This window comes from Solidesulfovibrio fructosivorans JJ] (assembly GCF_000179555.1).
GTDB lineage: Bacteria > Desulfobacterota > Desulfovibrionia > Desulfovibrionales > Desulfovibrionaceae > Solidesulfovibrio > Solidesulfovibrio fructosivorans.
Window position 1 is genome coordinate 1 of the sequence record NZ_AECZ01000059.1, and the last position, 9,752, is coordinate 9,752.

A 9,752-nucleotide genomic window follows, 5' to 3' on the forward strand; every position below is an offset into this window, starting at 1 on the left:
GAACCCCTTTTTGCAAAAAGGGGTTCCCTCCCCCAGACCCCCACCCTCCCCCAAAACTCTTCAAATTAGCGGGAGTATCGGGTGAAGCTCGAAATACTTGTTGAAAGTTTTTGAAAGGGGTCCAGGGGGAAACTTCTTTCAAAAAGTTTCCCCCTGGCCGCCGGAGGCATTCCGCCTCCTTCTCTCCCTTACTCGACCACCGCCGGTTCCTGGGCCGCCTTTTTGGGGGCGCGGCCGGCAAAGGTGAAGCTGAACAGCTCGGGCGCGCCCTTCGGGGCCGCGTCGATGAGGGCTTCGCCGCCCTTTTGCAGCTTGCCGAAGAGCATTTCCTGGGCAAGCGCGTCCTTGATCTCCTCCTGGATGACCCGGGCCAGGGGCCGCGCGCCGTAATCGGGATCGAAACCCTTTTCGGCGAGCTTGGTCACCGCCGCCGGGGTCAGGCGCACGAACACCCGCTTCTCGGCCATCTGGGCGTTCAGTTCGCGCAGGTACTTCTGCACGATGCGGTCCATGATCTCGGGCGTGAGCGACTTGAAGGTCACGATGCCGTCGAGGCGGTTGCGGAATTCGGGGCTGAAAAGCTTGTTGACGGCCTTGAGCCCCTTGTCCGAGGTGTCCTCGGGCTTGCCCGAACCGAAGCCGATGCTCTTGGCCGACATCTCCCGGGCCCCGGCATTGGTGGTCATAAGCAGCACCACGTGGCCGAAGTCGGCCTTGCGGCCGTTGTTGTCGGTGAGCGTGGCATAGTCCATCACCTGCAGCAGGATGTTGAACATGTCCGGGTGGGCCTTCTCGATTTCGTCGAGGAGCAGCACCGAATACGGATGCTTGCGGATGGCATCGGTGAGCAATCCGCCTTGCTCGAAGCCGACATAGCCCGGAGGCGAACCGATCAGCCGGGCCACGGCGTGCTTCTCCATGTATTCGCTCATGTCGAAGCGCACGAAGTTGATGCCGAGCACGGCGGCGAGCTGCTTGGCCATCTCGGTCTTGCCCACGCCGGTCGGGCCGGCGAGCAAGAACGATCCGGTCGGCTTGCAGTCGTTGGCCAGCCCCGCCCGGGAGCGCAGGATGGCCTTGGCAATGGCGTCCACCGCCTGATCCTGGCCGAAGATGAGGTCTTTAAGCTCGCCTTCCAGGTTCTCCAGGCGCACCTTGTCCGAGGACGTCACCCGGGCCGCCGGGATCTTGGCCATGGAAGCCACGACCTTTTCCATCTCGGCCACGCCGATGGCGCCCTTGGTGTTGCCGGTGAGCTTGCGCACGGCCCCGGCCTCGTCGATGACGTCGATGGCCTTGTCCGGCAGGAAGCGGTCGTTGATGTGGCGGGCGGAAAGCTCCACCGCCGCCCGAAGCCCGGCCGGGGTGTAACGCACGCCATGGTGGGCCTCGTAGTAGGTGCGCAGGCCCTTGATGATCTCCACGGCCTCGTCGATGGTCGGCTCGCCCACGTCGATCTTCTGGAACCGGCGGGACAGGGCCCGGTCCTTTTCGAAGTAGTTCTTGTACTCCTCGTAGGTGGTGGAGCCGATGCAGCGCAGCTTCCCGGACCCGAGCACGGGTTTGAGGATGTTGGAGGCATCGAGGGTGCCGCCGCTGGTCGCGCCCGCGCCGACGATGGTATGGATCTCGTCCACGAAGAGGATCGCCCCGGGCTTTTGTTCGAGCTCGGCCAAAACGCCCTTGAGCCGCGCCTCGAAATCGCCCCGGTACTTGGTGCCGGCCAGAAGCGCGCCCATGTCCAGGGCGTAGATGAGCGTATCCTTGAAGGACTCCGGCACGTCGCCCCCCACGATGCGAAGGGCCAGCCCCTCGGCCAGGGCGGTTTTGCCCACGCCCGGATCGCCGACGAAAATGGGATTGTTCTTGCGGCGGCGCAACAGCACGTGGATGGTGCGGGTCAATTCCTGGTCGCGGCCGATCAGCGGATCGATCTCGCCCTTTTGGGCCTTGGCCACCAGGTCCACGGTGTACTGCTCCAGGGCCGAGCCGGATTTTGCGGCCGCCTCGCCCTCGCCCTCGGTCGTCGCCTCGCGGCCCGAGCCGTGGGAGATGTATTCCAGCACATCCAGTCGGGACACGTTGTGGGACTTGAGGTAGTAGACCGCGTAGGAATCTTCCTCGTCGAAGATGGCGGCCAGGACGTCGCCCACTTCCACCTGCTGTTTTCCGGACGACTGCATCTGCATGATGGCGCGCTGGAGCACCCGCTGGACGCTTATGGTCTGCACCACCTCGGAATCGGCGTTCTGGGGCAGGGCTTCCATGTGATCGGTGAAAAAACGTTCAAGCTGATGCTTAAGCCGCACCACATTGGCACCGCAGTGGACAAGGATGTCCCGGCCGGTCTCCTCCAGGAGCATGGCGTAGAGCAAGTGCTCCAGGGTGAGATATTCGTGATTGCGCCGCTTGACCTCCTTGACGGCGTTGGTCAAGACCTTCTCCAGTTTCTTGCTGAGCATTCAGACCTCTTCCATGCTGCATTTGAGCGGGTAGCCGTTTTCCTTGGCCAGCCGGTGCACGAGAGACACCTTGAGCTCGGCCACTTCGGCCGTGTACTCGCCACAGACGCCCACACCGTTGTTGTGGACGTTCAGCATGATCTGTGTGGCTTCGTTTTCGTTTTTATGGAACACGCCGACGAGGACCTGGATAACGAATTCCATGGTCGTGTAATCGTCATTGTGCAAAAGCACTTTGTACCTTCTCGGCTCGCGGACTTCCTCTTCGACTTCCACGCCGAGACCCGGTTGTTCCTGTTCAATGGGATGACTCATTGGGCTTGCTGTCACCTTTTCCCGGATACCGGGGGACTTCGGGGCGTTACCACGCCCTGATTTGCTGCTTTTCGTAGAAATAAGTCGCCCTGGCGCGCTGTCGAGGGGCGATGGCGCAAACGCACGCCGCGCCCACTCCGCCTTGCACCCCATGAAATGGGGTACGAGAAATCGCGCCTACTGACAACAGGCTTCGCAGTACATTGAAATCGTTGCGGATCAGAAGGTAATTACAAAACCGTTGAAAATACGTGGCGGGAGTGGCCGCTCTTTGCCGGGTTCTCCCCTCTCGCGTTCTCCCTTTCAAACGTCTTCCGGCGAAGGCGCGCGCGACAAGGGGCAAGGGGGAAAACCGCTCGCCCAATCCACAAGGGGAAAGGAAGTCAGGACAGGTCGGACAAAACGCTGGCGCGTTCGTCGGGGCCGAACACGAAGCTGTCACAGGCCGGCAGGCCGCAGGCGGCCAGATGGGCCTGGTAAAGGGCGTGGTAGGTCAGTGGGATGGCGTCGGCCATGGAGAGCCCGAGGATTTCGGCCACGGCGGCGATGGTCCCGGCCGGGCCTTCGATTTCCAGGTAGCGGCCGAACGGCAAGCGGTCGAGGCAAACGTGGGTCTCGCCCACTTGCCAGGTTTCCCGGATTTTTTCGTAGCGCAGGGCCGGGGCGTAGCCCAGGGCGCAAAAGATCGACTCCATGACGGCCGGATCGGCCACCCGGGTCTCGATTTCCCGCCGGACCTTGATCCCGGAGCCGACGGCCGTTTCGGACGGGAGCTTGAGCGTCACCCGGCCTTCGCCGTCGCGGCGCAGGCGCAAGAGCACGTCGCGATGCCGCAGCGCCCTGTCCGGGGTGTCGAAGACGATATTTTCCTCGAACACCCGGGACAGGCGCACGCCGCCAGCCTTGGCAAGCGCCTCGCGCATGGGCGCAAAGGCCGTCACGGCAAACTTGGTTTCGATCTCGTCGGCATCGGACACGGCGGCCGCTCCTCGGGTTGCAATCCTGCCGGGATTCCAAAGGGCGCGCCCTTTGGCCGCCGGAGGCTTTCCCCCCAGACCATGGCACCTACAGGTCGAGCCTGTATTTGAAGTAGGCGGCGCAGCCCCCTTCCGTGGAGACCATGCACGGCCCCACGGGCGTGGCCGGAGTGCAGGCCTTGCCGAAAAGCGGGCACTCGTTGGGGGCCATCTTGCCCTTGAGCACCTCGCCGCAACGGCAGCCGGGAAGCGGCGGCGTTTCCTTCAGTTCCACGCCCGGCAGGCGCATGGCGTCGAAATCGGCGAATTCGTCGCGCAGGACCAGCCCGCTTTGGGGAATGAGCCCCAAGCCCCGCCAGAGCGCGTCGGCCGGGGCGAATACCTCGTCCATCATGGCCATGGCCACGGGATTGCCGGCATCGGACACCACCCGGGTATAACCGTTGCGGATGGTGGGGGCGTCGTTTTTGAGCATGCCCGCGATGTCGAGCAGCGCGGTCAGGATGTCCAGGGGCTCGAAACCGGCGATGACCGAGGGCACGTGGTATTTCCCGGCCACAAAGGCATACGGGGTCGCGCCGATGATGGCCGAGACGTGGCCCGGCAGGACGAACGCGTCCACGTTGATGTCCGGGTCCGAGAGCAAGGCCTCGAGCGCCGGCGGCACAAGCTTGTGAAAGGAAAGCACCCGGAAATTTTTGAGATTCTGCTCCCGGGCCAGCTTGATGGTGGCGGCCACGGCCGGGGCCGTGGTCTCGAAGCCGACGCCGAGGAAAACGACCGTGCGGCCGGGGTTGGCCGCGGCAACGGCCAGGGCGTCGACTGGGGAGTAGACGACCTCCACCCGCGCCCCGTCGGCCTTGGCGGTTTTGAGGTTGCGTCCCTTGGGACCGGGCACGCGCATGAGGTCGCCGAAAGTGGCCAGCACCACGTCGTCGCGGCCGGCCAGATCCAAAAAGGCGGCCACTTCGGATTCGTGGGTGACGCACACCGGGCAACCCGGCCCGGTCAGATGGGTGATGGTCGGCGGCAGCAGGCTGCGCAGCCCGGATTGGAAAATGGCCACCGTATGGGTGCCGCAGACTTCCATGAACCGAAAGGGGGTGGTCGCCTCGGCGGTCAGGCGCGCGAGCAGCGCCCGGCACAGCTGGGGGTCCTTGAACGCCTCAAACGAGTTCAAGATCCAAGCCTTCCTGAAAAAGTTTGATGGTTTCCAGGGCGTCCTCGCGGTCGAGACGGCGGATGGCGAACCCGGCGTGGACGATGACGAAGTCGCCCACGGCCGGCGCGGCGTCGATGAGGTCAAGGCGCACTTGGCGGGTGACCCCGCCGATTTCCACATCGGCCACTTTATCGTGTATGGCGGTGATTTCCATGGGGACGGCAAGGCACATAGGGTGCTCCTCTGGCAAAGGGATGACGACGGGCGAGGCTGCCCGGCGCGTTTGGGGAAATATGCGCATCCGCAAGGGCTTTGTCAAAAGCCGGAGGTTTATTGGTTGGTCGGCCGGTGGGGGTATCGCGAACGCGGGCGGCGTATATTTGAAGAATACCCCTTCGCGTCCGCAATGCCCCCACCGGCCCTGGGAACACGGTCCAGGCGCGAAGACAATCCTTTCCCCTGCCCGCGCGGATAACCAGGTCTTGCCAGCGTGTTGCACCTTTCTGGCCTCGGTATTCCCTGACCACGCGGAGAACCACCCAACCTCGTAAGCGGTCGTTTTTTCCTTTGAAAACCCCACTGTCCGCGTTTTCGCAAAGACTTTAAAGAGGTCTCCCCGCCCTATTGAAAGTTTTTGAAGGGGGTCCCAGGGGGAAACTTTTTTCAAAAAGTTTCCCCCTGGCCGCCGGAGGCGCCGTTACACCGCGACGACCTCCAGCGCCTTGAAGCACTTGGGCGGGATAAGCTCCTGGTGCACGGCGAAGCGGGCCTTGGACACGGCCTTGTCCGCGTCGGTCGCCTCCACCTCCACCTCGCCGGAGAGCGGCGTTTCCACCTTGGTCCGGTAGGCCACCGCATAGGTCCCTTCCGCCTCCAGGGGGCGGATGGTAAGCGGTTCGAAATGAAAATAGGGTTCGTCCCGGCGCTGGTCGGGGTGCACGATGGCCTGGGCCGCGAGCATGGCCTGTCCCTTGCCGGAGGCCGTCACCACTTCAGTTCCTTCCTTGCCCTGCATGATCCTGGTTTCGTAGCGCACACGATATTTCGGCATGATCGACCAATCCATTTCCGGCCGGTGAGAGTTGCGCGGCCGGGCGTTGCTTTTTCCCGAAGGGTTGCTATCAATCCGGTTGTCGGACGCCAAGCCTTTCAACCTGTCCGGCAATCGACGTTTCCCATGTCCGAATACATTCACGATCCTGGCCGGCCCAAGCCGGAATCCCCCCCCGGGGGCCAGCCCTTCCCGCCCGATCCGCCCCGGGTGTCGTTTGTCCCCACGGACGCGCAGTGCCGTGAACTTTGGGACGCCTACGGCATGTTGCCCAACATCCGGGAGCATAGCGCCCTGGTCGCCTGTATGGCTACCGCCCTGGCGGAGGCGGCGGTGCGGGCCGGGCTCGATGTGGACGTGGCCACGGTGCGGGCGGCCGGTCTGCTGCACGATCTGGCCAAAACCTACACCATCCGCCACGGCGGCAACCACTGCCAGCTCGGCGGGGCCTGGGTGCAGGAACTGACCGGAAATCCGACCCTGGCCCAGGGCGTGGCCTGCCACGTCACCTGGAACCTTCCCATCGACCTGCGGGCGCATTTTCTGCCGCTGACGATCATTTACAGCGACAAACGGGTCAAGCACAACCAGATCGTCACCTTGGAAGCCCGATTCGACGATCTGCTGACCCGCTACGGCAAGACGGATTACATCCGGGAGCGCATCCGGGAATCCTTCCAACAGGCCTCGGCCATCGAAACGGCCCTGGCCCAAACCCTGGATTTGGATCTCCATGAAAGTACTTTTGGTTGCGGGCGGCTGGTCAAGTGAACGCGAGGTTTCGCTGTCCGGGGCCGTCCAGATCGGCAAGGCGCTAAAAAGCCTTGGCCACGAGGTCGTGCCCTGCGACCTGTCCGACGATTTTCCGGGGTTTGTCGCGGCGGCCCGGATCTGCGATTTCGCCTTTTTGAATCTCCACGGCGCGCCGGGCGAGGACGGCCTGCCCCAGGCCCTGCTCGACGCGGCCGGCGTGCCCTACCAGGGAGCCGGTCCGGCCGGCTCGTTTCTGGCGCTCAACAAGGCCGCATCCAAGCAGCTTTTCATCAGCCACGGCCTGCCGACGCCGCGCTGGGATTTCCTGCCCACGCCGCCGCCGGCCGGCTACGCGCCCGCTTTTCCGCCGCCCTGGTTCGTCAAGCCCAACAGCGGCGGCTCGAGCGTCTACATGTCGCTGGTGCGCGATCCGGCCGAACTGCCGGCGGCGCTCGAAAAAATCTTCGCCACCGGCGACGCGGCGCTTATCGAGGAAGGTCTCTGCGGCGGCATGGAGCTGACCTGCGCCGTGCTTGGCGACGAAGCCCTGCCGCCCATCCTCATCCGACCCAAGGCCGGGGAATTTTTCGATTACGCCAGCAAATACCAGCCCGAGGCGGCCGACGAGATCTGCCCGGCCCCCATCCCGCGGGCGTTGACCGACGAACTGGGCCGCCTGAGCCTGGCCGCCCACGCGGCGCTGGGACTTACCGGCTACAGCCGGGCGGATTTCATCCACACCGACAAACACGGGCTCATGCTGCTCGAGGTCAACACCCTGCCCGGCATGACTCCCACCAGCCTGCTGCCCCGTTCGGCCCGGGCGGCCGGACTCGACTTCCCCCAACTGATCGCCAAACTCATGGAACTGGGGCTTGCGCGACGCGGCAAGAGGCCTTAATTGACCCCGACCCACGACGCGTCCGGCCTTTACGCCGGCCCCGTTCCACTATACCCTGCCGGCGGCCGTAAACCCGCGGCCGAAGGCCCATACGCGCGGAGACCTGCATGAAAGCCATCCTGGCCCTTGAAGACGGCACCCTTTTTCACGGCCAAACGTTTACCGGCGGGGGCAGCGCCGGCGGCGAAGTGATATTCAACACCGGCATGACCGGTTATCAGGAAGTGCTGACCGATCCGTCCTACACCGGACAGATGGTGTGCATGACCTACCCCCACATCGGCAACTACGGCATCAACCCCGATGACGTGGAATCGGCGAAGATCCGGGTAGCCGGGTTCATCGTCAAGGAATGCTGCAAGACGCCCTCCAACTGGCGCTCCACCATGACCCTGCCCGACTACCTCGTCAGCCAGGGCATCACCGGCATCGAGGGCATCGACACCCGGGCGCTCACCCGCCACCTGCGCCTGTACGGGGCCATGCGCGGCTACATTTCCACCGACGTGTCCGATCCGCGCCAGGCGGTGGAACTGGCCAAGGGACTGCCGTCCATGGAAGGCCTCGGCCTGGCCAAGGACGTTTCCTGCGACGCGCCTTTCATCTGGACGCGAAACGGCATCAAGCCCGCGACCATCGTCGACGGCGCCTACGCCTGGCCCGGAAACGGTCCCCGGCTGGTGGTCTTCGACATGGGCATCAAGTGGAACATCATGCGGCTTCTTTCCGCCCAGGGCTTCGATCTGCTCATGGTGCCGCACACCACCACGGTGGACCAGGTCAGACGCCTCGGCCCGGACGCCGTTTTCCTCTCGCCCGGTCCCGGCGACCCGGCCGCCCTGCCCGACCTTGTCGCGACCACCGCCCGGTTGGCCGAGGACTATCCCCTGGCCGGCATCTGCCTGGGCCATCAACTTTTGGGCCTAGCCCTTGGCGGGCGGACCTACAAGCTCAAGTTCGGCCATCATGGCCTCAACCATCCCGTCAAGGATCTGGAAACGGGGCGCATTGAGATTTCGTCGCAGAATCACGGTTTTTGCGTGGACATCGAAAGCCTTTCCAACGTAGAGTTAACGCACGTGAATTTAAATGACGGGACTCTCGAGGGATTTGCCCACAAGAAAAAACCCGTCATCGCCATTCAGTATCACCCCGAGGCCGCACCCGGGCCTCACGACAGCCGGTATTTCTTCACCCGTTTCCGAAACCTCGTGCGCCGGGAGACGGGCAAATAACCTCGGGCGCCGACGCGTCGGGAAAGCATGTCCTCGGAACTGACCAAGGCCCGATCCCAGATCAACAAGGTCGGGACGCTCCTCAAACAGGCCAAGCCCCTGCCCGCCGTGTCGGCCCTTCACGAGGCCATCGGGGCGGTGTTGCGCACGCCGCTTATGAAGTCGGAGAAAGAGGAGTTTTCCAAACTCATCACCGACGCGGTGTTGCTTCTTAACGGCGACCGCAACCTGCGCAAGGTGTATCCGCTCATCCTCGATTACACTCCGGGAAAGGAAAAGGAGCTGGCCGACACCCTGGTCACTCTCCTCGGCGAGCTGCAAGCCACGGCCGTGGAGGAAGCCAAGGACATCATGGCCGATATGGCGCAGCGCATCGCCAGCGGCTTGGCCGAAGGCAAGGGTCTTCTCGAAGAGAAACGTTTCGAGGAAGCCAAGCAATCCCTCGAAAAGCTGGCCCGGGAATTCCCCCGCGACGCCGACCTGCGGGCGCGCATCGCCGAGCTTTTCATCTCCGGGGAACTGTACGAGGAAGCGTTTTCCTACCTCGACGAGGCCATCAACCTTTCGCCCGATCAAATCCACCACTACAACCGCATCGGCATCGTGCTGCGCAAGCTGCACAAATACGACATCGCCGAGAGATACTTCATGCGGGCGGTGGAATTCGCCAAATCCGACCCCAACCTCTACTTCAACCTCGGCCGGGTCTATCTGGACTGGCAACGCTGGGACAAGGCGGAAAAGGCCTCCCGGTTGGCGTTGCGGCTCTCGCCCTCCTTCGTCGAAGCCCATAAGCTGCTCAACTTCGTCCTCAAGAAACAGGGTAAGGAACCCGAGCCTATTTCGTAAGATTTATGAATGCCTCCGGCGGCCAGGGGGAAACCTTTTGAAAAATA

Annotated in this window: 10 protein-coding genes; 4 read left to right on the forward strand and 6 right to left on the reverse strand. The window is 63.4% G+C overall.

Translation table 11 applies throughout. The annotated features are described in order from the left end of the window. Positions 1–188 precede the first annotated feature (188 nt). The 6 genes from clpA to DESFRDRAFT_RS20130 form a co-directional block, all read right to left on the reverse strand. On the reverse strand, positions 189–2,462 hold the full coding sequence (gene clpA, locus DESFRDRAFT_RS20105; protein ID WP_005997099.1) for an ATP-dependent Clp protease ATP-binding subunit ClpA: 2,274 nt from the start codon (positions 2,460–2,462) through the stop codon (positions 189–191). Next, the gene (gene clpS / locus DESFRDRAFT_RS20110) at positions 2,463–2,777 is read right to left on the reverse strand and encodes an ATP-dependent Clp protease adapter ClpS (protein WP_005997100.1); all 315 of its coding nucleotides are present in this window, start codon (positions 2,775–2,777) and stop codon (positions 2,463–2,465) included. Positions 2,778–3,160: 383 nt separating this feature from the next. Next, the gene (locus DESFRDRAFT_RS20115) at positions 3,161–3,754 is read right to left on the reverse strand and encodes a class IV adenylate cyclase (RefSeq protein ID WP_005997102.1); all 594 of its coding nucleotides are present in this window, start codon (positions 3,752–3,754) and stop codon (positions 3,161–3,163) included. An 88-nt stretch (positions 3,755–3,842) separates the two neighbouring features. Beyond that, positions 3,843–4,934: a hydrogenase formation protein HypD gene (gene hypD / locus DESFRDRAFT_RS20120; protein WP_005997104.1), complete on the reverse strand. Its 1,092-nt coding sequence runs from the start codon at positions 4,932–4,934 to the stop codon at positions 3,843–3,845. Beyond that, positions 4,921–5,148, reverse strand: coding sequence for a HypC/HybG/HupF family hydrogenase formation chaperone (locus tag DESFRDRAFT_RS20125; protein ID WP_005997105.1), 228 nt, complete (start codon positions 5,146–5,148; stop codon positions 4,921–4,923). Before DESFRDRAFT_RS20125 ends, hypD begins: the two co-directional genes overlap by 14 nt. Before the next feature lie 465 nt (positions 5,149–5,613). Beyond that, positions 5,614–5,967, reverse strand: coding sequence for a hypothetical protein (locus DESFRDRAFT_RS20130; protein ID WP_005997106.1), 354 nt, complete (start codon positions 5,965–5,967; stop codon positions 5,614–5,616). A 126-nt stretch (positions 5,968–6,093) separates the two neighbouring features. Here DESFRDRAFT_RS20130 and DESFRDRAFT_RS20135 point away from each other — a divergent pair, with 126 nt between their 5' ends. From DESFRDRAFT_RS20135 to DESFRDRAFT_RS20150, 4 genes are all read left to right on the forward strand, one after another. Beyond that, positions 6,094–6,738, forward strand: a complete 645-nt coding sequence (locus tag DESFRDRAFT_RS20135) for an HDIG domain-containing metalloprotein (protein ID WP_005997107.1) — start codon at positions 6,094–6,096, stop codon at positions 6,736–6,738. Continuing rightward, a complete protein-coding gene (locus DESFRDRAFT_RS20140; RefSeq protein WP_005997108.1) occupies positions 6,701–7,621 on the forward strand; it encodes a D-alanine--D-alanine ligase family protein in 921 nt (306 codons plus the stop codon). The genes DESFRDRAFT_RS20135 and DESFRDRAFT_RS20140 overlap by 38 nt, the downstream gene beginning before the upstream one ends. Positions 7,622–7,728: 107 nt before the next feature. Continuing rightward, positions 7,729–8,856: a glutamine-hydrolyzing carbamoyl-phosphate synthase small subunit gene (carA, locus tag DESFRDRAFT_RS20145; RefSeq protein WP_005997109.1), complete on the forward strand. Its 1,128-nt coding sequence runs from the start codon at positions 7,729–7,731 to the stop codon at positions 8,854–8,856. 27 nt (positions 8,857–8,883) lie between these two features. Beyond that, positions 8,884–9,705, forward strand: coding sequence for a tetratricopeptide repeat protein (locus DESFRDRAFT_RS20150; protein ID WP_005997110.1), 822 nt, complete (start codon positions 8,884–8,886; stop codon positions 9,703–9,705). Positions 9,706–9,752: the final 47 nt, after the last annotated feature.

Coding starts and splice junctions, on each gene's coding strand:
- clpA (WP_005997099.1), bottom strand. CDS start 2,462: ATGCTCAGCAAGAAACTGGAGAAGGTCTTGACCAACGCCGTCAAGGAG.
- clpS (WP_005997100.1), bottom strand. CDS start 2,777: ATGAGTCATCCCATTGAACAGGAACAACCGGGTCTCGGCGTGGAAGTC.
- DESFRDRAFT_RS20125 (WP_005997105.1), bottom strand. CDS start 5,148: ATGTGCCTTGCCGTCCCCATGGAAATCACCGCCATACACGATAAAGTG.
- DESFRDRAFT_RS20130 (WP_005997106.1), bottom strand. CDS start 5,967: ATGCCGAAATATCGTGTGCGCTACGAAACCAGGATCATGCAGGGCAAG.
- DESFRDRAFT_RS20135 (WP_005997107.1), top strand. CDS start 6,094: ATGTCCGAATACATTCACGATCCTGGCCGGCCCAAGCCGGAATCCCCC.
- DESFRDRAFT_RS20140 (WP_005997108.1), top strand. CDS start 6,701: ATGAAAGTACTTTTGGTTGCGGGCGGCTGGTCAAGTGAACGCGAGGTT.
- carA (WP_005997109.1), top strand. CDS start 7,729: ATGAAAGCCATCCTGGCCCTTGAAGACGGCACCCTTTTTCACGGCCAA.
- DESFRDRAFT_RS20150 (WP_005997110.1), top strand. CDS start 8,884: ATGTCCTCGGAACTGACCAAGGCCCGATCCCAGATCAACAAGGTCGGG.